22 protein-coding genes are annotated in these 22,820 nt (G+C 64.4%); 9 read left to right on the top strand and 13 right to left on the bottom strand.

Going from position 1 to position 22,820, the window contains the following annotated elements:
• Window positions 1-23: 23 nt before the first annotated feature.
• The 11 genes from RFM41_RS27995 to RFM41_RS27945 form a co-directional block, all read right to left on the bottom strand.
• Window positions 24-911, bottom strand: coding sequence for an amidohydrolase family protein (locus RFM41_RS27995; RefSeq protein WP_320252484.1), 888 nt, complete (start codon window positions 909-911; stop codon window positions 24-26).
• Entirely contained in the window at window positions 911-2,047 is a 1,137-nt protein-coding gene (locus RFM41_RS27990) for a vWA domain-containing protein (protein WP_320252485.1), read from the bottom strand. Before RFM41_RS27990 ends, RFM41_RS27995 begins: the two co-directional genes overlap by 1 nt.
• A gap of 243 nt (window positions 2,048-2,290) precedes the next feature.
• On the bottom strand, window positions 2,291-3,172 hold the full coding sequence (locus tag RFM41_RS27985; RefSeq protein ID WP_320252486.1) for an AAA family ATPase: 882 nt from the start codon (window positions 3,170-3,172) through the stop codon (window positions 2,291-2,293).
• Window positions 3,173-3,180: 8 nt separating this feature from the next.
• A complete protein-coding gene (locus tag RFM41_RS27980) occupies window positions 3,181-4,185 on the bottom strand; it encodes a xanthine dehydrogenase family protein molybdopterin-binding subunit (protein WP_320252487.1) in 1,005 nt (334 codons plus the stop codon).
• 1 nt (window position 4,186) lies between these two features.
• Window positions 4,187-5,554 (bottom strand): xanthine dehydrogenase family protein molybdopterin-binding subunit, encoded by a 1,368-nt coding sequence (locus tag RFM41_RS27975; RefSeq protein ID WP_320252488.1) that lies wholly within the window; start codon window positions 5,552-5,554, stop codon window positions 4,187-4,189.
• Window positions 5,555-5,565: 11 nt separating this feature from the next.
• Window positions 5,566-6,048, bottom strand: coding sequence for a (2Fe-2S)-binding protein (locus RFM41_RS27970; RefSeq protein ID WP_320252489.1), 483 nt, complete (start codon window positions 6,046-6,048; stop codon window positions 5,566-5,568).
• 56 nt (window positions 6,049-6,104) lie between these two features.
• On the bottom strand, window positions 6,105-6,899 hold the full coding sequence (locus RFM41_RS27965; RefSeq protein ID WP_320252490.1) for an FAD binding domain-containing protein: 795 nt from the start codon (window positions 6,897-6,899) through the stop codon (window positions 6,105-6,107).
• A gap of 12 nt (window positions 6,900-6,911) precedes the next feature.
• Window positions 6,912-7,355, bottom strand: coding sequence for an SRPBCC family protein (locus tag RFM41_RS27960; RefSeq protein WP_320252491.1), 444 nt, complete (start codon window positions 7,353-7,355; stop codon window positions 6,912-6,914).
• 150 nt (window positions 7,356-7,505) lie between these two features.
• Window positions 7,506-8,333 carry an AraC family transcriptional regulator gene (locus tag RFM41_RS27955; protein WP_320252492.1) on the bottom strand — a complete coding sequence of 276 codons (828 nt, stop codon included), beginning with the start codon at window positions 8,331-8,333 and terminating at the stop codon, window positions 7,506-7,508.
• Between the two features lie 188 nt (window positions 8,334-8,521).
• Window positions 8,522-9,520, bottom strand: a complete 999-nt coding sequence (locus tag RFM41_RS27950; protein ID WP_320252493.1) for an ABC transporter permease — start codon at window positions 9,518-9,520, stop codon at window positions 8,522-8,524.
• 40 nt (window positions 9,521-9,560) lie between these two features.
• Entirely contained in the window at window positions 9,561-10,304 is a 744-nt protein-coding gene (locus RFM41_RS27945) for an ATP-binding cassette domain-containing protein (protein ID WP_320252494.1), read from the bottom strand.
• A gap of 450 nt (window positions 10,305-10,754) precedes the next feature.
• On the opposite strand from RFM41_RS27945, the gene RFM41_RS27940 reads away from it, so the two are divergent.
• Window positions 10,755-11,744, top strand: a complete 990-nt coding sequence (locus RFM41_RS27940) for a sugar-binding protein (protein WP_320252495.1) — start codon at window positions 10,755-10,757, stop codon at window positions 11,742-11,744.
• Between the two features lie 103 nt (window positions 11,745-11,847).
• Here RFM41_RS27940 and RFM41_RS27935 read toward each other — a convergent pair whose 3' ends face one another.
• The gene (locus tag RFM41_RS27935; protein WP_347344042.1) at window positions 11,848-12,909 is read right to left on the bottom strand and encodes an NAD(P)-dependent oxidoreductase; all 1,062 of its coding nucleotides are present in this window, start codon (window positions 12,907-12,909) and stop codon (window positions 11,848-11,850) included.
• 26 nt (window positions 12,910-12,935) lie between these two features.
• Here RFM41_RS27935 and RFM41_RS27930 point away from each other — a divergent pair, with 26 nt between their 5' ends.
• Window positions 12,936-13,832 carry an NAD-dependent epimerase/dehydratase family protein gene (locus RFM41_RS27930; RefSeq protein WP_320252497.1) on the top strand — a complete coding sequence of 299 codons (897 nt, stop codon included), beginning with the start codon at window positions 12,936-12,938 and terminating at the stop codon, window positions 13,830-13,832.
• Window positions 13,833-13,933: 101 nt separating this feature from the next.
• On the top strand, window positions 13,934-14,713 hold the full coding sequence (locus tag RFM41_RS27925) for a FadR/GntR family transcriptional regulator (RefSeq protein WP_320252498.1): 780 nt from the start codon (window positions 13,934-13,936) through the stop codon (window positions 14,711-14,713).
• Between the two features lie 29 nt (window positions 14,714-14,742).
• Here RFM41_RS27925 and RFM41_RS27920 read toward each other — a convergent pair whose 3' ends face one another.
• Window positions 14,743-15,030: a DUF3175 domain-containing protein gene (locus tag RFM41_RS27920; protein ID WP_320252499.1), complete on the bottom strand. Its 288-nt coding sequence runs from the start codon at window positions 15,028-15,030 to the stop codon at window positions 14,743-14,745.
• A 35-nt stretch (window positions 15,031-15,065) separates the two neighbouring features.
• Here RFM41_RS27920 and RFM41_RS27915 point away from each other — a divergent pair, with 35 nt between their 5' ends.
• The 6 genes from RFM41_RS27915 (at window position 15,066) to RFM41_RS27890 (ending at window position 22,787) form a co-directional block, all read left to right on the top strand.
• Window positions 15,066-16,412, top strand: a complete 1,347-nt coding sequence (locus RFM41_RS27915; RefSeq protein WP_320252500.1) for an MFS transporter — start codon at window positions 15,066-15,068, stop codon at window positions 16,410-16,412.
• 272 nt (window positions 16,413-16,684) lie between these two features.
• Entirely contained in the window at window positions 16,685-17,713 is a 1,029-nt protein-coding gene (gene gntR / locus RFM41_RS27910) for an HTH-type transcriptional regulator GntR (protein WP_320252501.1), read from the top strand.
• Between the two features lie 374 nt (window positions 17,714-18,087).
• A complete protein-coding gene (locus RFM41_RS27905) occupies window positions 18,088-19,215 on the top strand; it encodes a sugar ABC transporter substrate-binding protein (RefSeq protein ID WP_320252502.1) in 1,128 nt (375 codons plus the stop codon).
• A 67-nt stretch (window positions 19,216-19,282) separates the two neighbouring features.
• A complete protein-coding gene (locus RFM41_RS27900) occupies window positions 19,283-20,827 on the top strand; it encodes a sugar ABC transporter ATP-binding protein (protein ID WP_320252503.1) in 1,545 nt (514 codons plus the stop codon).
• On the top strand, window positions 20,824-21,804 hold the full coding sequence (locus RFM41_RS27895; protein ID WP_320252504.1) for an ABC transporter permease: 981 nt from the start codon (window positions 20,824-20,826) through the stop codon (window positions 21,802-21,804). The genes RFM41_RS27900 and RFM41_RS27895 overlap by 4 nt, the downstream gene beginning before the upstream one ends.
• Window positions 21,801-22,787 (top strand): ABC transporter permease, encoded by a 987-nt coding sequence (locus RFM41_RS27890; protein ID WP_320252505.1) that lies wholly within the window; start codon window positions 21,801-21,803, stop codon window positions 22,785-22,787. The genes RFM41_RS27895 and RFM41_RS27890 overlap by 4 nt, the downstream gene beginning before the upstream one ends.
• Window positions 22,788-22,820: the final 33 nt, after the last annotated feature.

Below are 22,820 nucleotides of genomic sequence, written 5' to 3'. Positions count from 1 at the left end.
GGGGGAGAAGGGAACGTCTTCGCTTACACAGGCAGGTAAACCTTCCCGGTCGTGTTCCAGAAAATGTCCGCTTCGGCCTTGGCGCCGTGCCTGGCAACGGCCGCGCGATGCGCCTTGATCAGCTCGGCGTGGCTGGTCCAGAGTTTTTCGATCGGGAAGTTCGAGCCGAACATCAGCCGATCGCTGCCGAGGATCTCGATCGCGTTGTCGATGACATAGGCGATGAGTTCCGGGTCGTTGCGGTGCGCGAAAGTGCCGAGCCCCGAAAGCTTGGCGTAGAAATTGGGCGCCGCCGAAAGCGTCCGCAAGCCGGCCTTCCAGGCCTCGGTCGTTTCCGGCTCCATGCCGGTCAGCATGCCGGCATGGGTGAGGATGAAATTCGTCCCAGGATTTTCGCCGACCAGCGTCAGCCCGTCCTTCATCTGCGCCGGGAAGAGCTGCAGGTCGAAGGAGAGGCCGTAATCCTTCAGCCGCGCCACGTTCTTCCGCACCTTGGGATCGATCACCTGGTCGGCCGAAGCGGCGAAGCGGAAGGCGGGGGTCTCGTGCCAGTGAAGCTGCATGCGTACGCCGCGCAGCAGCCTGTATTTCATCAGCCGGTCGATTTGCGGGCGGACGTCGTCGACCGTCATGTCGGCATAACCGACGATGGCGTGCGGCCAGCCGGTCTCGTCCGCCGTCTTCTGCAGGAACGCGACCTCCTTCTCGAAATCCTCCTTGGCCCAGTTGGTCTGGACATAGACGGCTTTCTCGACGCCCGAGCCCTTCTGGTCTTCGAGGAACTCCGTGATCGGATAGTCGCGGCGGATCGGCTCGTAGGGGCCGAAGATGCGCGGCACCATCGGCCCGACCAGCCAGGGCTGGTCCTTCTGGCGCCAGATGTGGAAATGCGCGTCGATGGCTTTCTGCATCACGATACCCTTTTCCAGATGGAAGCGGCCGCCGGGGCGGGGCGGGCGAGCGACAGGATGAAATCGGTCAAGCTTCCGAGCGACGAGCCGTCGACCAGATCGTCGAGCGCCGGCAGGATGGTGCTGAGGGCCGCGGTTTCCGGCCGGAAGCGCGGATCGCCCGCGAGCGGCGTCGCAAGCGACAGCCGGAAAGCGCGGGCGCTGAAGCGGCGCATCGCGATCTCCAGCTCGGCATGGCTGCCGCGTTCGAGGCCATCGGACAGGATGACGACACACGCGCCGCGCGCGAAGGCGGAAAAGCGCGGCACGGACAGGAAGGCGAGCAATGTCGGCCCCATGCGGGTGCCGCCGTCCCAATCGTCGACAAGCGCCGCGGCGCGGGCAAGCGATTGCTCGCGGTCGCGGATGCGCAGCGCGGACGTGATGCGGGTCAGGCGCGTGCCGAAGGTGAAGACCTCTGCACGGTCCGCGCCTTGCACGGCCGCGTGGGCCAGTTTGAGGTACTCGGCGGTGTGCTGCTTCATCGAGCCGGAAACGTCGACAAGCAGGAGCAGTTTTCGCGATATTGTCTGCCGCTGGCGCAGCAGCGGCGAGGGGATGTCGCCATCGGCGCTGACGATTTCGCTGAGCGAGCGGCGGAGGTCGAGCATGCCGCGCGAGCGGGTGCGCGCAGTGCGGAAGGAGCGGCGCGCGGGCAGGGCGGAGGCGAGCTTGCGGCGGAACTGGCCGAGAGCATCTGAATCGCGCTGAAAATCGCGGCTGCTCAGTTGCTCGAACGCTGAGGACAGCTCGCCGCCCTTCTCCTGGCGTGGGGTCTGGTTCTCTTCCTCGCGCGTGCCGCGGTCGTCCTTGACGCGAGTCTCGTCGTCCTCCTCGCCTTCGATCGAAGGCTTGGCGTCGCCGTGGAAATAGGCTCGGAAATGCGCCTCGAATTCGCCGCGCCGATCGGGCGAGGGGGCAAGCGTCGCGAGAGCTGCCTCGCGAATGTCGTTCATCGAGCGCGGGCCGAGCAGGGTCACGGCCTGCATGAAGCTGGTGATCCGTTCGGGAGCGATGGCGAAGGCGTGGCTGCGCAGCAGCCGGGCGAAGCCGAGGAAGGGTGCGGCGGCGCGAGGCAGGCTAGGGTCGGGTGCCATGGCATTCCAACCGTTGCGTTCCTTCGCGCCCCCCTCTGTCCTGCCGGACATCTCCCCCACTTGGGGGGAGATCAGCTATCGCCACGGCCGTCGCCAATCGCCAACGTTGCAAGAGAGGCGCCGACGGCGACGCTCCTAATCTCCCCCCTTGTGGGGGAGATGTCCGGCAGGACAGAGGGGGGCGCTGTCCCGCCGGCGCTGATCTTTCACGAGCGAACGAGGAGAAGGGCTTGAGCTCGCCCATCACGCCAGCGCCTCCTCGACAATCCTCCCCAGTTCAGGAGCGATCGCGGACAGATCCTCCTCGTCCTTGATCAGCACGCCGATGGCGCGGCGGAAGGCTTGCGGCCACGGGCTGCCGCCTTTTTCGAGGATGGTCGCCGCATTCGCCCATTCGACCGCTTCGGCAATGCCCGGCGGCTTGGCCAGGGGCCGCGCGCGGATTTGCTGCACGGCATTCGCCACCGCGCGTGCGGTCGCCTCGGCGACATCACCAGAGCGCAACATGATGATCTCGGCCTCGCGCGTGGCGTCGGGATAGCCGATCCAGTGATAGACGCAGCGCCGGCGCAGCGCCTCTGCCAACTCGCGGGTGCGGTTCGAGGTCAGGATGACGATGGGCTGCGTCGCGGCGCGGATGGTGCCACGCTCCGGAATGCTGATCTGGAAGTCGGAGAGGAATTCCAGAAGCAGTGCCTCGAACTCGTGGTCCGATCGGTCAATCTCGTCGACCAGAAGCACGCGCTCAACCGGCGCGCGAAGCACCTGCAGCAGCGGCCGTGCGATCAGGAAGCGGTCGTCATAGATGTCGATCTCGTGCTCACCGGCATGGCGGATGGCGAGCAATTGGCGCTGGTAGTTCCACTCGTAGAGCGCGTGCCCGGCGTCGATGCCTTCATAGCATTGCAGACGCACAAGCTCGCGGCCGAGCAGTCCGGCGACAGCCTTCGCGGCCTCGGTCTTGCCGACGCCCGGCGCGCCCTCGAGCAGCAGCGGCTTGCCCAGCCGGATCGCCAGGAAGATCGCGGTGGCGAGACTGTCGTCCGCCAGATAGCGCGAAGCGGCGAGGCGAGTGGCTACCTGCTCCGGCGAAGCCGCGATCTCAACGGCATCGATGCTGGTCATCTTCCCGCTCAGCCCGTGGCCTGCGCCTTCAGCGCGCGCAGGATGCGTTCTGGCGTGATCGGCAGCGTGTCGATGCGCACGCCGACCGCGTCGAACACGGCATTGGCGACGGCCGGGATTTGCGGGTTGGCGCACATCTCGCCCGGACCCTTGGCGCCGAACGGGCCGTCGGCGGAAGGACGCTCCAAGACGATGATCTCGGTCTCCGCAAGGTCACCTGGCCCCGGCATCAGATACTGGTTGAAGTCGGTGCCGCCATGGTCGCGGTTCGGGTAATAGGGCTCGGTCGTCTCGTAGAGCGCGTGGCTGATGCCCATCCAGGAGCCGCCGACCAGTTGCTGCTCGACCATTTTCGGGTTCAGCGCACGGCCGATCTCGAAGACATTCTTGACGGTCAGCACCGTCACTTCGCCGGTCTCGTCGTCGACCTCGACCTCGGCCACCGTGCAGGCATGGGCGTAGCAGGTGGAGGGCTTCATCGCTCCGGTCTCCTTCTCCGGATAGGAGCGCGGAATCAGGAACATGCCGCGCCCGGAGATCGAGCGGCCGCGCTTGAAATGCGCCGACAGCGCGACATCGAAGATCGAGATCGATCTCTGCGGCGCGCCCTTCACCTGGATGTTGCCCTGGCCGTCGGTCTCGAGGTCGGATGCGTTCACCTCCAGCTCCTCGGCCGCCACTTCCAGCATCACCTGGCGGGCTTCCTTGGCCGCCTGGATGACCGCGTTGCCGGCGCGGTGCGTGCCGCGCGAGGCGAAGGTGCCCATGCAGTGCGGGCCGGTGTCGGTGTCGGCGGTGTCGATGATGACGCGGTCGGTCGGCACGCCGATCGTTTCGGCGCAGATCTGCGCCATGATCTGCTTCATGCCCTGTCCAAGGTCGACGCTGGACAGCGTGACCATGAAGTTGCCGGTCGGCGTCGAATGGACCAGCGCCTGGGTCGGGTCGCCGCCAAGGTTCATGCCGGTCGGATAGTTGATCGCAGCGACGCCGCGTCCACGCCGGATCGCCATCTCAGGCTCCCTTCCTGTAGGAGGACATCGCCATGTATTTTTCCGCCACGGGCCAGTTGGCGGCGCGCGAGGCTTCCTGCATGCATTCGATCAGCGCGGCCCCCTCGGTCGGCTGGCGATGCGCCTTCATGTCGCCGTCGCGATAGGCGTTGATGAAGCGGAACTCGAGCGGGTCCATGCCGATCAGCCGCGCCAGCTTGTCCATCTGTACCTCCAGCGCGAAGTCGCCGATGGTGACGCCGAAGCCGCGCATGGCCGACGAAGGGGTGCGGTTGGTGTAGACGCAATAGGTGTCGATCCAGACATTCGGGATCGTGTAGGGCCCGGGATAGTGCGCGGCGCCTTTCTGCGCGCCATAAGGCGAGTGGCGCGAATAGGCGCCGGCATCGGTGTAGCCGGTCACCTTGCGGGCGACGATACGGCCATCCTTCATGACGCCGTCCTTGATCACGACCTTCTCTGCCGCGCGCGGCGAGGAGATCTGCATCTCCTCCTCGCGGCTGTAGATAAAACAGACCGGACGTCCGGTTAGCTTGGCGCCGAGGATGGCGATCGGCTCGACGATCACGTCGACCTTGCCGCCAAAACCGCCGCCGACGGTGCCGCCGACGAAATGCAGCTTCGAGCCCGTCATCTGCAGGATGATCGATGTGTTGTCGAGGGTGAAGAACATCGCCTGGGTGTTGGTGTAGCAGGTGAAGCGATCATTGCCCTCAGGCGCCACCACGCAGCCGGTGGTCTCGGTCGGCGCGTGCTCGATCGGCGAGGACTGGTAGGACTGTTCGAGGATGTGGTCGGCCTGGGCAAAGCCTGCCTCGACATCGCCGAAGCGCACCTTGCGGCACTCGCCGCTGTCATAGAGATAGTAGTTCTGGCCGTGATATTCGTTGACCAAAGGCGCGCCGGGCTTCAGCGCCTCCTCCATGTCGAAGACGGCCGGCAGCACCTCGTAGTCGACCTTGACCTTGGCGGCGGCTTCCTGCGCCGCGCGCTCGGTCTCGGCCAGCACCGCCACCACGGCTTCGCCCTTCCAACGCACTTTGCCGTCGGCAAGCACGGTTTCGTCCTCGGGACCGATCTGGATCAGGATCAGGATGGTGTAGACATTGTGTGGCACGTCCTTGGCGGTCAGCACCTTGACGACGCCCGGATGCTTTTCCGCTTCGGACGTGTCGATCGATCGGACGCGGGCATGGTGGTGCGGGCTGCGCACCATCTTCAGATGCAGCATGCCCGGGAAGTTCCGGTCAGCGAAATAGGCGGTCTTGCCGGTGACATGTCCTGGCGAGTCGAGCCGCGGGCGGCCCTGGCCGATCTCGTGCAGGCCGTCCTTGCGGACATCGGCGAAATAGTCCTTGCGCAGTTCCATGACTCGTTCCTTCAGGCGGCGTTCTGCGAGTTGGCGCGCGCGGCGGTGAGCACCGCCTGGATGATCGGCTCATAGCCGGTGCAGCGGCAGATGTTGCCGGACAGCGCCTCGACCACGTCCTCGCGGCTGGGATTCGGCGTGCGGTCGAGCAGCACCTTTGCCGCCATGATCATGCCGGGCGTGCAGAAGCCGCATTGCGTGGCGAAGGCATCGAGGAAGGCGCGCTGAAGCGGATGCAGCACGCCGCCTTCGGCGAGGCCGGCCGTCGTCCTGATGTCGGCGCCGCTGCAGGTCTCGGCCAGCGTCAGGCAGGAGAGGCGCAGTTCGCCGTCAATGATGACCGAGCAGGCGCCGCAGGTGCCCTGGTGGCAACCGCCCTTGGGCGAGGTGTCGCCGATCTTGTCGCGCAGCGCGTGGAGCAGCGTCGTGCCGCTTTCGACGAACTCGGCTTTCTCGGAGCCATTGAGTGTGAATTGGACAGGTACCTTCGCCATTCTTCCTCCCTGCGCGCCTGCCCGGATCGGCCGGACAGACGCGCGTCCCCCACGGATTAATTCGACAACAACCGGCCGAGATGGACTGGCAGGACCTCGGCGCGATACCAAGCGCTGGCGATCGGGTCGGTGATCGGCGCAATGCCTTCGCCCGCGGCGGCCAGCGCCGGCGCGATTTCCTGTGACGTGAGCTTGCAGCCGAGCAGTGCCTTCTCCGTCGCCAAAGCGCGTATCGGCCGATCGGCCATGCAGCCCAGCGCGATGCGCGCCGCAGTCACCGTGCCGTCAGTCGTGCGCTGCAGGAGTGCTGCGATGCTCAGCACCGACACCCCCTTCGGCTTGACGCGCGACACTTTCAGGAAGCGGAAGCTCTCCGCCTTGGGCAATGAGAAGCCGACAGCCGTGACGATAGAGCGGCTGGCGTCGCGGCCGGCCAGGAAAGTCTCGATCGGCATTTCGCCGTCCTCGGTGACGACGGTCGCGTCGAGCGCCAGCAGCGCCACGGCGAAATCGCCGTAAGGTGCCGGGGCGAACAGATTGCCGCCGACGGTCGCCATGTTGCGGATCGCCGGCCCGCCGACGGCGCGCGCGGCCGCCGCGAGCGTGGCGAGCTCCGGGTGACGCGCAATCGCCGCCATGGTGACCGAAGCGCCGAGCCGGACCTTGCCGCCGGAAACCATGATCTGCGAAAGGCCGGGATCGTCGACACGGATAAGGCTGGAGACGGAAACGTCGCCTTCATTGGCGGCGCGGATGACGAGTGTGCCGCCGCCGAGATAACGCGTGCCGGCGGCCTGCAGCGCGGCGTTGGCGTCTTTCACGCTCGAAAAGGTCCGCAGCGCAAGTGACATGGCGGGCTCCCGTCAGCTCTGGCCGGTGAAATGGGCCTTCAGGGCGTTGAAGCCGCCCTGGAAGACGTTGGCACCCATGCCCTCGGCCAGCTTGTCGGCTTCCTCGGGCGCCGCGTCGAAGCTGGCCGTCCATTCGGCATAAGTACGGTTGCCGTCGGTGATACGCCGCAACTGCAGCGTCGCCTTGTGATTGGTGAGCGGTTGCGGCGTCTCGAGGATCGAATAGCTGACCAGGAAATTCTCATCCGAGAAGTCGAGGAGCTTCTCGCGCAACTTTGCGCCGCTGACCAGCGTGAAGTTGCGCACGCAGCCGATCGTGGTGGCGTCCTTGCCGTCCTCGATATGGCTTTCCACCATGCGCGGATGCCAGCTAGGCAGGCCGTTGAAGTCGCGGATGCGCGCCCAGACCTGCTCGACCGGTGCGTCGATGACGCTGGAAATGGTGACTTTCGCCATAGACTGGTTTCCCTTGCAAAGATCGGGAGCAGGCTAGGGCGAGCGGCGGGCCGGCGCTTATCAATGCGTCTTAAGTGCGTATCAACCAGTCGGAAAAACCGGCGCGTCGATATTCAGGTGAGGCCGGCCTGACCTCAATTTCAACGCACCTCAGGCCGTCGCCCTCGCGGCTTCGCGGTAGAGTGTCGGCGGTACGCCGACATGGTCGCGGAAGAAACGCGAGAAATTGCCCTGGGTGGTGAAGCCGAGATTGCAGGCGACCGAGATCAGCGGCTCCTGCGACCACTGCAGCCGGCGCACGGCTTCCTCCATGCGCAGCGTGTTCCAGTAGACGTTCGGCGTCAGGTTGGTCTGCTCTTTGAACAGCGCGAAGAAATGCGGCCGGGAAAGGCCGACCGAACGCGCCACGTCATCGAAGGAGATGCGCTCGCAGACATTGGCCTTCATCAAGTGGATCGCCTTGCGGACGCGGAAATCGAGCATCGTGTTGATGCGCGCGCGGGCCGCCTGCGGCGATGAAGCATCCGCCGCGTCGAGCACGCTGTCGATGAAACGCTCGATCTCGTAATTGGCGACGTCGTCGATGCTCTCATTGTCGGTGAGGTGATCGAGCAGGTTCGCCGCCGCCTGATGCAACCAGGGCTCCAGCGCGATCGCAGCCTGCGTGAACAGCGGCGCCGACGACGGCAGGTCGCGGCGCTGGCGCGCCCAGTCGGGGTCGATGTAGAAGGCGAGGAAAAGGCCGGGCTTGCCGTCGTGGGAGAGGGCGTGGCTGTGCGGCTGAAACGAGTTGATGCCGGCCGCGGTGTCCGGTCCAAGCCGCACTATCTCGCGGCCGATGGTCATTTCGCCTGCCGTGCCTTCCAGCCAGATGATGAGATGCGCCTCGCCATGAGCATGGGTGACGAAGTCGTTGGCGACATTCAGCACGGAGACATGTCCGAACCGGCCCCAATAGAGCCTGATCGCGTCCGTCATGGGTATCGTTCCTCCCGCAGGCGACTGGCCTCCCTTCGCCTGCCCAAGGATAGTGCGGCTGGGGTGAGGCTGCGTCAAGGCGGGCAGGCGCGGCGGACCTTGCACTCAAAGCGCCTGGATGGATTTTCAGACTGAGCGATAGGGGCGACATTCCCCTTCTCCCCGTGGGGGAGAAGGGGAGGTTGCGCTCAATCGCTGCGGCGGAAATTGCGGATGCGGTCGAACAGCACTGCCAGGATGATCGCGCCGCCGATGAAAGTGCCTTGCCAGAAGGCGTTGATGCCAAGCAGGCCGAGGCTGTTGCGGATCACCTCGATCAGCGCTGCGCCGACGATGGCGCCGATCGCGGTGCCGACGCCGCCGGCGAGATTGGCGCCGCCGATGACGGTGGCGGCGATAACCTGCAGTTCCATGCCGTTGCCGAGATTGGTGGTGACGGCGCCCAGCCAGCCGGTCTGGATGATGCCGGCAAGCCCCGCGGAAAGCGCCGAGATCATGTAGACGGCGACCTTGATCTGCTTGACGGGAACACCTGTCAGCGTTGCCGCGTGCTCATTGCCGCCGATGGCGAAGATGTGCCGGCCGAACTTGGTCCAGCGCAGGATGAAGCCGGTGATCAGCGCCAGGATGATCATGTAGAGCACCGGATTGGCGATGCCGAAGACCCAGGCGCCGCCGCCCAATGCCAGGAGCTTCTGATGGTCCGGTCCGAACTGGAACACCACCGTGTTGTTGGACGCGACCATGGCAAGGCTGCGCGCCACCGACAGCATGCCGAGCGTGACCACGAAAGGCGGAAAGCCGAGATAGGCGATGAGCACGCCGTTGAAGGCGCCGACGACCAGCGCGGTGGCGATCGAGGCCAGGATGCCGATCTCGATCGAATAGCCGGCATGCATGGTGACGGCTAGCACCATCGAGGACAGGCAGAGCACCGAGCCGACCGACAGATCGATCCCGCCGGTGATGATGACGAAGGTCATGCCGAGCGCCACGATGGCGGTGAAGGTGACGTTGCGCGTGATGTTGAAGAGGTTCTTCGACGTGGCGAAGGAATCGGTGGCGACGGACAGGAACAGGCAGGCGAGGATGACCGCGATCACCACCCAGAAGGTCTGGTTGGAGAAGAGCCGCGACAGGAAGGTGTGCTGCTTCTGCGCGATCGTCTGGTCAAGGGTGACTGCCATTATCGACCTTTCCTGAGGCGTGGACGCCCGATCCACGCGGCTACGCAACCTGTTCGATGGCGCCGGTGATCAGCCCGGTGACTTCCTCGGGCGAGCTCGAGGCGATTTTCTTGTCGGCCACCTTGCGGCCGCGCCGCATGACGATGACGCGGTCGGCGACGTCGAACACATCGGGCATGCGGTGGCTGATCAGGACCACGGCGATACCCTGGTCGCGCAGATGCCGAATGAGGTTGAGCACCTCGGCGACCTGCCGGACCGAGATCGCCGCCGTCGGCTCGTCCATCAGCACGATCTTGGCCTGCGACAGCATGGTGCGGGCGATCGCCACCGCCTGGCGCTGGCCGCCAGACATCTGCTTGACGAGGTCGCGCGGCCGCGTTTCGGATTTCAGCTCGGCGAAGAGCTGGCCGGCGCGCTTGTACATCGCGCCATAGTCGAGGATGCGGAATGGTCCGACGCCCTTGCACAGCTCACGGCCGAGATAGACGTTGGCCGCGGCCGTCAGGTTGTTGCAGAGTGCGAGGTCCTGGTGGACGATCTCGATGCCGTGCTGGCGCGCGTCGGCGGGCTTGTGCATGACAAGCTCCTTGCCATCCAGTTGCATGGTGCCGTGGCTCGGGCGGAAATTGCCGGCGATCATCTTGACCAGCGTCGACTTGCCGGCGCCGTTGTCCCCCATCAGGCCGACGACTTCGCCGGCTTCCAGCGAGAACGAGACGTCGTTGACCGCCTGGATGGCGCCGAAATGCTTCGAGATGTTGGCGAGTTCGAGAACCGACACCAGCCTTAAGCCTCCCCATTTATCACACAGCGGTCGCCGACCTGATTGGCACCGATTGCGTCTTGCGTCGTCCATTTCCTCCCGGACGAACGCGATGCACGCATTTAGGCAAATGCGGACAGGGGCGTCAATCAATTGTCAGACGATTAATTTCGAGACTCGACGAAAAATCGGTTTTGTAGGACAAATAGGAATTGACGCTGGCGAAAAGCCGATATTAGCTAAGTCCCGGAGGAAGACTTTGCTCCTCGCCCGTCTATCGGCGGAGGGCGGGCAATGATGTGACGGTCTAGGATCCGGCTGCGCCAGTATTCGGGCAAGCGGATCGGCAAATGCTTGTCAGCCCGGCCCAGGCTACGAACATCAAGAGATGCTCGTCAGGTTCTTGTGCATCCGGTCTGATCAGTGTGGCGGACACGCGGTGTCCGTCTGTTTCAAGGGAGGACTGATATGAGGAAAACACTTTTGCTTGCCGCCGTCGCCGCCATGGCGTTGGGCGCCGGGCCGGCTTTGGCCAAGAAACAGCTCGTCATCGTGGTGAAAGGTCTCGACAATCCATTCTTCGAAGCCATCCATCAGGGCTGCGAGAAGTGGAACAAGGAAAACGCCAGCTCGGAATATGAATGCTTCTACACCGGCCCGGCATCGACCTCGGACGAAGCCGGCGAAGCGCAGATCGTGCAGGACATGCTGAGCAAGCCCGACACGGCGGCGATGGCGATCTCGCCGTCGAACGCGCCGCTGATCGCGCAGACGATCAAGAGCGCCAATCCGTCGATCCCGATCATGACGGTCGACGCCGACCTTGCCAAGGAAGACGCCGCAGTTCGCAAGACTTATCTCGGCACCGACAACTACCTGATGGGCAAGAAGATCGGCGAGTACATCAAGAAGGCCAAGCCGAATGGCGGCACGATTTGCACCATCGAAGGCAATCCGGCGGCCGACAACATCCTGCGCCGCGCGCAAGGCATGCGCGATGCGCTGTCGGGCAAGGAAGGCCTTGCGGCGCTGAAGGGCGAGGGCGGCTGGACCGAAGTCGCCGGATGCCCGGTGTTCACCAATGACGACGGCGCCAAGGGCGTGCAGGCGATGACCGACATCCTCGCCGCCAATCCGAAGCTCGACGCCTTCGGCATCATGGGCGGCTGGCCGCTGTTCGGCGCCCCGCAGCCCTATCGCGACCTGTTCAAGCCGATGGCCGACAAGATCGCCAAGAACGAGTTCGTCATCGGCGCCGCCGACACGATCGGCGACGAGGTGGCGATCGCCAAGGAAGGCCTGGTGACCGCGCTGGTCGGCCAACGGCCGTTCGAGATGGGCTACAAGGCGCCCTCGGTGATGCTCGACCTCATCGGCAACAAGAAGGTCGACGATCCGGTCTTCACCGGCCTCGACGAATGCACCAAGGAAACGGCCGACACCTGCATCCAGAGATAGGTTCCGGCCGCATCCAGAACCAAGTGTCAATAGGGGCGCCTGCTAGGCGCCCCTATTTTTCCGGTGCCGGTGTGCGCGATCGAGCAGGCAGGGCGCCTCCCGTTCAAATCTTCTGCTTCACCCCGTCCTTCGAAGGCATCAGGTCGACGGCGTTGAGCTTGCCGATATGGGTGGCGAGCATCGGCACATATTGCTCGGCGGGACCTGTGGCGAAGGCGGTCGCGAAGGAATTCTTGGTGGCGTTGCCGAGCGGGTTGGCGATGCCGGCCGCACCCGCCATCGATTCCAGATAGGTGAGATCCTTGAAGGCATTGGCGATGGTGAATTTATGCGCGTCGCGGTCGCCCTCGAGCGTCCAGCGCATGAAGGTCTGGTAGAAGCCGCAATCCATGCGGCCGTTGCGGATGACGCTGTCGAAGCGCGCCGGCGAGATGCCGACCTTCTGCGCCAGCGCCAGAGCCTCCGAATAGATCGCCGCGTAACCGAGCGAGACGAAGTTGTTGAGCAGCTTCATGCGATGGCCGTCGCCGGTGTCGCCGATGTGGACGATGCGACCGGCCCAGGTCTCGAGCACCGGCTTCAACCTGGCGAACACCGCGTCCGGCGCGCCGACCATGGCGTCGAGCGTGCCTTCCCAGGCCTCCTTCGGCGTGCGGCTGAGCGGGGCGTCGACATAGTCGACGCCTAGCGCCTTGAGCTCGGCGGCCAGGGCCACGGTCGAGACCGGATCGGAGGTCGAGCAATCGACGACCACCGAGCCCTGCTTCAATCCTTCCTTCAGCCCGCCGGGACCGCGGATGATCGCCTCCACCTCACGCGAGCCGGTGACGCAGATGAAGACGATGTCGGAGGCAGCGGCCACCTCGCTGGACGTGGCCGCTTCCCTGGCGCCGCGTCCCAAAAGGTCTTCCGCAGGCTTGCGATTCTTGCGGCCAAGGAAGGTGAGCGGATAGCCCTTGTCGACGATGTTCTTGGCGATGCCGTGCCCCATCAGGCCTAGGCCGATGAAACCGATGTTCTCGCGGGCAGCGGTGGTGCTCATGTCGTCTCTTCCCTTGTCTGTCGTGGCGATGGGCGCCCGCGCGGCGGGCAATTGCCGAGAAGGTTTTCGCGGATCGCGGGTGGCGGGCGATTGCGGAATACCATATTGTCTGACAATACACATAATTCCCCAGCCTTGTGGAGAGTAAAATGACGAAGCGGATCATGTTCACCGGCGGCAGCGGCAAGGCCGGCCGGCATGTCGTCGAGTATCTGGTCGAACATGGCTGCCAGGTGCTCAACATCGACACCAAGCCGCTCGACAATCCGAAAGTGCGCACCTTGATCACCGACATCACCGACAGTGGTCAGGTGTTCAACGCGCTGTCGAGCTATATGGGCCTGCACGAATTCGATCCGTCGCTGAGGGCCCAGCCGGTCGACGCCGTGGTGCATTTCGCGGCGATCCCGCGCATCATGATCACGCCGGACAACGAGGTGTTCCGCATCAATGCGATGGGCACCTACAATGTCATCGAGGCGGCGGTGAAGCTCGGCATCCGCAAGATCATCATCGCCTCCTCGGAGACGACCTACGGCCTGGTCTTCGCCAATGAGCCGCGCAATCCCACGCATTTCCCGCTCGATGAGGACTATGACGTCGACCCGATGGATTCTTACGCGCTGTCGAAGATCGTCAACGAGAAGACAGCGCGGGCCTTCGCGCTGCGCAGCGGCGCCGACATCTATGCGCTGCGCATCGGCAACGTCATCGAGCCGCATGAATATTCGCTGTTCCCGAAATGGTTCGCCGATCCCGGCTTCCGCAAGCGCATCGCCTGGAGCTATATCGACGCGCGCGATCTCGGCCAGATCACCTTGCGCGCGATCGAGAAGGACGGCCTGGGCTACCAGGTGTTCAACGCGGCCAATGACGATACCTCGTCGGACCTGCCGACGGCGGAACTGCTGAAGCGCTTTTATCCGGGCGTGCCGGTCAAGGCCGAGCTTGGCGAATATGAGACGCTGCTTTCGAACCGCAAGGCGCGCGACGTGCTCGGCTTCCGGCCGCAGCACAGCTGGCGCAAATACGTCAAAACGGCCTGAGGCGACGCCAAACGCCCGTTGATCTGTGCACATCTGCGCAGCTTGTGGCAAAGCGGGCTTGCCGTGCTTGACAGGCTCTGAAAACGGGACTTTCTGGACCTATGCGGGACGCGAAGCCGAACAACGAAAAAAGGCCGACGAAGACGGCGGCGGCCGCGGAGCGTCCGGCCGGCGTCCGGCGGGCCGACGCGCCACGCATCCCGGGCGCCAGCGTGCACACGTCCTTGGCCAGCGAGATCGGGCTGCGCATCGTGCGCGGCGACTACCCGCCGGGCACCATCCTGCCCAATGAGGCGAAATGGTCGGAGACCTTCGACGTCAGCCGTTCGGCCGTGCGCGAGGCGATCAAGATGCTGATGGCCAAGAGCCTGCTGGCGTCGCGGCCGAAGATCGGCAGCTGGGTCGAGCCGAAGGAACGCTGGAACCTTCTCGACCGCGACGTGCTGTCCTGGTACGCGACGTCGCCGGATCGCGAGGTCTTCCTGAGGACCGTGCAGGAGTTCCGCCATATCATCGAGCCGGAGGCGACGGCCTTCGCGGCGATTCGGCGCACCGACGAGCAGATGGCCGAGATCAGCCAGGCCTGCCGCGAAATGGGGGAAGCGACCAACCTGCAGGAGCGAACCCGCGCCGACACGCGCTTCCATCTCGCCATCCTCAGGGCTTCCGGCAACGACCTCCTGGTACCGCTCGGCGTGCTGATCGAATCCGCCTTCGACCATCTCTTCACCTATACGACACGCGAACTGGACGATCTGCATTATGCCCAGAAGCTGCACGAGGCGATCGAGAGAAACATCCGCCTGAAGAGGCCGGATGCGGCGCGCAACGCGGTGCGCAAGCTGCTGGCCAACACCGACGAAGTGATTCAGTCGCGTTAGGTCTGTCGGGGCGTCATCAGACCTGAAGCTTAATCCTGCTTCCCGCGGCCGAAGGCGACACGCAGTTCGTCCTTTGCCTTTTCCAGCACCCTCTTGCGCTCGTCAGGCAGGTTCTTGCCGGCGCGGTTGATGTAGAAATTCAACATCGACATGGCGGATTGGAACGGCTCGGCCTTGCGGCGATCGCTGTGCTCGGCCGATCGCTTGAGCGAGGCGGCGATCTTCTTGGCGTCGTCGGATTCAAAGACGTGGCGCTCGAGATCCAGCGCGTCGCTGTGCTCGGTCACGTCGGCCGACCATTTCTTCTTGGCGGTCATGGCGAAACTCCTTCCTGGAGGCAAAACTCCAGGGGATGAGACGGGTTCCAGCCTCTGGAGTCACCGAATTGTGCGTCGTGGCGCTGCTCGGCTCGGCAAATGCGCCGATAGTGGAGGCCGAGCCGCCGACTTCGGGAACAGCGGACAGGAACGCCTTGACCACGATCTCCAGCAATGCAGCGCTCCCAGGCATAGACAGCACTTATGCCTGGACAAGGTTGGCCATTTCCGTGTTGTTGGCGACCATAGGGGGCGTCGGCATGTGGGCGGTGGTTGTCGTCCTGCCAGCGGTCCAGGCCGAATTCGGCGTCGATCGCGCCGCGGCCTCGATGCCTTACACTGCGACCATGGTTGGCTTCGCGGCCGGCAATGTGTTGGTCGGGCGCGCCATCGATCGTATCGGCTACTGGATCCCGGCGCTTGTTTCCTCGACGGCGCTGGCTGCCGGATTCCTGCTGGCGTCGCTGTCCAGTTCAATCCTGCAATTCACGCTCGCTCAAGGCTTGCTGATCGGGTTGGGGACGTCGGCGATTTTCGGACCGCTGATCGCCGACATCTCGCACTGGTTCAATCGTCGGCGTGGCGTTGCGGTGGCTGCGGCCGCTTCCGGCAGCTATCTCGCCGGAACGGTCTGGCCGGCGATCATACCGCCGCTGATGCGGGCGGAGGGCTGGCGCTTCACCTATCTGGCAATCGGCATCGCGTGCCTGGTGACGATGGTGCCACTGGTTCTGATGCTGCGCCGTCCTGCTCCAGTGGTTGTGGCGGGCTCGCCAGGCACGCGCCTGGTCCAGCCGATTGCATTGTCGCCAGCGGCACTTCAGATGCTGCTGGTGATAGCTGGTCTAGGCTGCTGCGTAGCGATGTCGATGCCGCAGGTGCATATCGTCGCCTATTGCATGGACCTCGGCTATGGCGTCGCGCACGGCGCCGACATGCTTTCGATCATGATGGCCGCCGGCGTCGTCAGCCGCCTCGCTTCGGGATTCGTCGCCGATCGGATCGGCGGTGTGCGGACCTTGCTGATCGGCTCGGTGCTGCAATGCCTGTCGCTGTTCTTCTACATTCCCTTCGATGGGCTCGCCTCGCTCTACATCGTCTCGCTGGTGTTTGGCCTGTCGCAAGGCGGCATCGTGCCTTGCTATGCGATCATCGTACGGGAATACATGCCCGCCAAAGAGGCCGGCCAACGCGTGGGCATCGTCATCATGGCGACCATTTTCGGCATGGCTATCGGTGGCTGGATGTCGGGTTGGATCTATGACCTCACTGGTTCCTATTCGGCCGCCTTCCTGAACGGGATCGCCTGGAACCTGCTCAACATACTGGTGATGGTTCTGGTGTTCTGGAAGGCAAGACGCGGCGGCGTCGCCGTGGCCTGACGAACTCGCGCCGGCGCTTTTTCCAGGAAGACGCCTCGGCTTGACAACAAATCGCGGCTGCGCGACGCCAAGGCTAAAGCGCGTCGCGATCTTTCAGATTCGCTCTCTGCGCTTTAGGTTATTGATTCTGCGCATGTCTTTGTCCCGAAACCGGTTCCCACTTTCGGGAGACATGCTTCAATGAACGCGGTACAGGCCTGCGAGATGGCGACACCAAGGTCAATGGCATTGCAGGCGCGCAGCGGGCGGGATTTGCCGCGCGAGGCTTGCCCTTGACCAGGCCGCGCTCCCGCCGCGGTGGCGGCCGTCCGACGATCGCCGATGTGGCACGCAAGGCCGGCGTCGGCGCGATCACCGTATCACGCGCGCTGCGCGAGCCGGGACGGGTATCGGAGGACCTTCGGCGGCAGATACAGGCCGCGGTCGACGAGCTCGGCTACGTGCCCGACCCGAATGCGCGCGCGCTTGCCTCGGCGCGCGCGGAGGTGTTCGGCGTGCTGGTGCCCTCGCTCACCAACAACGTCTTCGCCGAGGTGGTGCGCGGCATCTATGACAGCCTTTCCGACAGTCCGTTCCGCATCCAGATCGGCAACACGCACTATTCGGGCCTCGAGGAAGAGCGGCTGCTGCAGGTCTTCGGATCGCAACGCCCGGCGGCGCTGATCGTGGCCGGCATCGACCAGACGCCCAGCGCACGGCGACTGCTGGAGAATGCCGGCTGTCCGGTGGTGCAGGTGATGGAGACCGGGCCGGATCCGGTCGACATGATGGTCGGCTTCTCGCATTTCGATGGCGGCAGGACGGCCGCCGAGCACCTCCTTGAAGCCGGATACCGCAAGATCGGCTTCATCGGCGCCAGGATGGATCCGCGCTCGCAGCGGCGCCTTGCCGGCTATCGCGCCGCCATGGAGGCCGCCGGCCTGTTCGATCCGCGGCTGATCACTACAACGCCGGTGCCGTCAAGCGTGACGCTCGGGCGCGAACTGTTCCGCGATGCGCTGGCCAAGATGCCGACGCTCGACGGCGTGTTCTGCAACAATGACGATATTGCGCTCGGCGTCCTGTTCGAATGCCATCGCGCGTCCATCGAGGTGCCCAAGCAGATCGGCATTGCCGGCTTCAATGATCTCGACATGATGCAGGTGTCTTTTCCCTCGATCACCAGCGTGCGCACGCATCGCTATGAAATCGGCACCCGCGCCGTCGCCATGGCGCTGGCGGCAATCGCCGGGAACCGGCCGGAACAGCGGATCGTCGACCTCGGTTTCGAGCTCATGCGGCGCGAGAGCACCGCGCGTTAAAGCATGTCTTCGAAAGTGGGAACCGGGCTGCGGCGGAAACACTGAACCGACCGCTGCGCACTGTTCCTCGAGGCGCTCTGAAGAACACGGAAAAATGACGAGGACAGCGCTTTACAGCCTCATATGGTAGCGCTACCATTTGTCTGTAAAATCGACATCCGGCGGGATTAGGGGTCTGTTTATTATACATAAGCAACAGCTTATGCTTGTTTATTATGTATAATATGATAGTTTTCTGAATGTCCGGGAGGGCGAGGGAGGAGAAGGCTGGGCGATCCACGGTTGCCCGGCAAGCGTCTCGGTTCGGCAGGAGGGTGCCGCCGGGAGCGTCAGGACTTCATAGTTCAGCAGATATGCAATTGGGAGGAATACCGATGATCAAGTCACTCGTTGGCGGCGTCGTTGCCGCCACTGCTTTCGTCATGCTCCATTCGGCCGCAATGGCCGCCGGACCGGAAATCGTCTCCGGCCCCGCCGCGCAGCCCGACTGCTTCGCGCCCTGGTCGGCCGACACCAAATTCTTCAAGTTCCCCAAGAAGGAAGGCCCGTTCCGCATTGCCTTCTCGAATGGCTATATCGCCAACACCTGGCGCATCCAGATGGTGCAGACGGCAAAGGCCTATGCGGCGCAGCCGGACGTGAAGTCCAAGATCAAGGAATTCAAGGTCGTCTCGACCGGCGAGGACGTGCCGGCGCAGATCTCGGCGATCAACAACTTCATCGATTCCGGCTATGACGCGATCGTCACCGACGCGCAGAACCCGACCGCCTTCGGTCCGGTCATCAAGCGCGCCAAGGAAGCCGGCATCGTGCTGGTGGCCTTCGACAACATCCTCGACACCAAGGACGCCATCAACGTCAATGTAGACCAGAAGGGGCTCGGCGAATTGTGGGCCAAGTGGCTGGTCGACAAGGTGCCGAACGGCGGCAAGATCCTGGAAGTGCGCGGCGTCGCCGGCACCTCCGTCGATACCGACCGCCACAACGGCATCCATGAGGTGCTGGACGCTTCCGGCAAGAAATGGAACGTGACCGAGGTCGCCGGCAAGTGGGATGACGGCGTGGCGCAAAAGGTGACCGCGGATGCGATCGCGACCAACGGTCCGTTCGATGGCATCACCGGCCAGGGCGGCGACACCGGCATCGTGCAGGCGATGATCGACGCCAAGCATCCCTTCGTGCCGTTCGGCGGCGAGACCGAGAACGGCTTCCGCAAGTTCTGCGCCCAGCATTCGGCCGACGGGCTAAAATGCACCTCGGCCGGCTCCGGCCCGGCCCAGGTCGCGGTCGCCATCAAGACCGCGATCGCGGCGCTGGAAGGCGAGGTGGTGCCGCAGGAAGTGAAGCTGCCTTTGGCCGTCGCCTCGGACCCGAACATGAAGGAAGGGACGGATTACTTCCCGAAGGAGTCCGACAATTTCTTCGTCGGCAATTCCTTCCCGACCTGCGGCATCAATTTCAGCGCGCAGGAAATCATGGGCCAGACCAAGGAAAACCAGTAGTCTTCGGATCGCTGGCCGGCGCCGCGGTGGGCCGCGGCGCCGTTCCCATGAACATTTCGGAGGGCCGATGGACGGTGCGGTTCCGCTCTTCCGCATGGAAGGCATATCCAAGCGCTATGGCGGCGTAAGGGCCCTGGAAAAGGCCGATCTTGAAGTTGCCGCCGGCAGCATCCACGCCATTCTCGGCGAGAACGGCGCCGGCAAGTCGACGCTGATCAAGATCATGGCGGGTGTCGTGGCGCCCGACGAAGGCCGCATGACGCTGGACGGGCGCGAGGTGAGTTTCGCTTCGCCGGCCGCGGCCAATCAGGCCGGAATCGTCTGCATCTTCCAGGAACTGTCGCTCATCCCGGAATTGAGCGTCGCCGACAACATCGTCATCTCCGATCCGCCGAAACGCTTCGGCATGATCGACCGCAAGGCGCAGCGGCAGATCGCTGAAGAAGCGCTGGCACGCGCCGGCGCTTCCGACATCCATCCCCGCGCCCTGGTCAAGGACCTGCCGCTGTCGCGCCGGCAGATGGTGGAGATCGCCAAGGCGCTGGCCCGCAAGCCGCGCATCCTGATCCTCGACGAAGCCACCTCGGCGCTGACGGCAGCGGATGTCGCCAAGGTCTTCGAGGTGCTGAAGCGGCTGCGCTCGGAAGGACTGGCGCTGCTCTACATCTCGCACCGCATGAACGAGATCGCAGAGCTCGCCGACCATTGCACTGTGTTCCGCAACGGCCGCAATGTCGCGAGCTACCCTGCCGGTTCGAAGAGCGACAATGAGGTGGTCGAGCTGATGATCGGCCGCGAATACAGCCACATCTTCCCGCCGAAACCCGCGGCCGCTCCAGCCGCCACGCCGGTGCTCGAAGCGCGCAATCTCTCCTGGGCCGACCGGCTGGACAATATTTCGCTGAACGTCAGGGCCGGCGAAGTCGTTGGCCTGGGCGGTCTCGACGGACAGGGCCAGCGCGAATTGCTGCTTGCCTTTTTCGGCGTGCTGCGCGGTCTGCGCGGCGAGGTGCTGATCGACGGCAGGCCGGCTTCCATCTCCAGCCCGCGCGCCGCCAGCGACGGCCGCGTCGGCATGGCGCTGATCCCCGAGGATCGCAAGACCGAGGGGCTGATGCTGCCGATGACGGTGCGCGAAAACCTCTCCTTCGCGGCGCTCGACCGGCTGGCCAAGGGCGGCATCATCGATCGGGCCGCCGAGCAGCGCCTGATCGATGACATGGTCGGGCTGCTGGCGATCAAGACGGCGGGACTGGACATTCCGGTCGGCGCGCTCTCGGGCGGCAACCAGCAGAAGGTCGTCATCGCCAAATGGCTGATGCGGCAACCGCGCATCATCCTGCTCAACGATCCGACGCGCGGCATCGATGTCGGCACCAAGCAGGAGATCTACCAGCTGATGCGCAAGCTGGCGGATGCGGGTGCGGCGATCCTGTTCTATTCGACCGACTATGACGAACTGATCGGCTGCTGCGACCGCGTGCTGGTGCTCTATGACGGCAGCGTCAAGCGCGAGCTGGTCGGCGCCGACATCACCGAGCACGCGCTGATCGCCAGCGCGCTCAACATCCATGGCGAAGGCGCCGACACGAAGCAGGGAGCGGGCGCGTGAAGGATTGGCGCTACTTGATGGCCGAGCAACGCGGAACGCTGCTGGCACTCGGCATCTTCATCGTCATGTTCATCATCTACACGACGAACCACCCCGCGGGGTTCACCGCCAATGTCGTGCAGACGGCAGCCAACAAGGGCGTGCTTCTGGCCTTCGTCGCCATGGCGCAGACTCTGGTGGTGATCACCGCCGGCATCGACCTGTCGGTCGGCATGGTCCTGCTTCTCACCAATTGCCTCGCTTCCTGGGTGGTTGTGGGGACACCGCTGGAGACCACGCTCGGCGTGATCGCGGTGCTGGCGGCGGGACTGGTCTGCGGGGCGATCAACGGCGCCATCGTCATCTACGGGCGCCTGCAGCCGATCGTCGCCACGATTGCGACAGGTGCTGTCTATTACGGTATCGGGCTGCTGCTGCGGCCGTTTCCGGGCGGATCGGTCAATGAGGATCTGGCCGACGCGCTGACGGGAAAGCTGTTCGACGTGATCCCGACCTCGCTGGTGGTGCTGCTCGTCGTGGTGCTGGTCATCTGGGTGCCGTTCAGCCGCTCGGAGTTCGGCCGCGCGGCTTACGCCGCGGGCTCGTCGGAAACCGCGGCCTATATGTCGGGCGTGCCTATCGGGCGCGGCAAGTTCCTCGCTTATGCCTTGGCAGGTCTGCTGGCCTCGGTCGGCGGCCTGTTCCTCACCTTCTTCACCTATACGGGCGAGGCGGCCTATGCGAGCGGCAATTCCTACACGCTGTTCTCGATCGCGGCCGTCGTGCTCGGCGGCGTTTCGCTGTTCGGCGGCAAGGGCAGCGCCATCGGCGCGATCTTCGGCGCGCTCGCCTTCCGCACCATCGGCGACCTCTTGTTCGTCTTCGACTTCGATCCGCTCTGGCAGCCGCTGTTCCAGGGCGTTATCCTATTGATCGCGGTCAGCCTCGGCGCTTTCGCGCTGTTTAGGGTACGCAACCGGCTGGAGTGGTTCCTGTGAGCGAAACAACGCTTGGCGGCATCGCTGGCCGCATGCCGAAATTCATCCGCCGCGCCGACCCGGCGGTGCTCACGGCCTTCGCCTGCATCGTCATCCTGCTTTTGCTCGGCAGCCTCTATTCGCGCAGCTTCCTTTCACCGGAATATCTGTTGCAGCAGTTGAAGGTCGCGTCCTTCCTCGGCGTCATCGCAACCGGCATGATGCTGGTCATCCTGCTCGGCCAGATCGACCTCTCGGTGCCATGGGCCGTGGCCGCCGGCGCCATGATGGCCTGCGCGGCCGCCGCCTACGGGACGGTCGGCGTTGCCCTGGCTATCCCTTTCGGCGTCCTGTGCGGCGTGGCGATCGGCATCGTCAACGGCATCGGTGTCGCCTATCTGCGCATTCCCTCGATGATCATAACCTTGGCCACCAATGCCGTCGCGCAAGGGCTGATGGTGGTCTACACGGGCGGCTTCTCGCCACAGGATTCGGCGACGGCGGCGATGCGCTATCTGGCGACCGGCTTCACCATTCCGGGCGTTCCCAATGCCGTCATCATCTGGGCGCTGATCGGCGCGGCGATGGTCTTCGTGCTAACCCGCACCAGCTTCGGCCGCGCCGTCTACGGCATCGGCAACCGCGAGCGCGCCGCGTATCTTTCCGGCATCGATACGCGCCGCATCGTGATGATCGCCTTCGCTGTCTCCGGCGGGCTGTCGGCCTTTGGCGGCGTGCTTCTGGCTGGCTATGCGTCCAAGGCGGCGCAATCGATGGGCGATGCCTATCTCCTGCCGTCGATCGCCGCCGTCGTGCTCGGCGGCACGTCGATCCTCGGAGGGCGCGGCTCCTATCTGGGCACGGTTGCCGGCGTGATCCTGATCACGCTATTACAGTCCATCCTCTCGGTCATGCAGATGCCGGAAGCGGGACGGCAGATCATCTATGGCGTCGTCATCGTCGCCATGCTTCTGCTCTACGGGCGCGCGCCGGCAAGCCGCTGACCGTGGATGAGGCGAGCGCAATACCGCAGATCC

Origin of the sequence: Mesorhizobium vachelliae (genome assembly GCF_033977325.1) — a bacterium.
Lineage (GTDB): Bacteria > Pseudomonadota > Alphaproteobacteria > Rhizobiales > Rhizobiaceae > Mesorhizobium > Mesorhizobium vachelliae.
The sequence above is the reverse complement of the archived record's forward strand: the minus strand, read 5'-3'. Positions and strand labels throughout refer to the sequence as shown.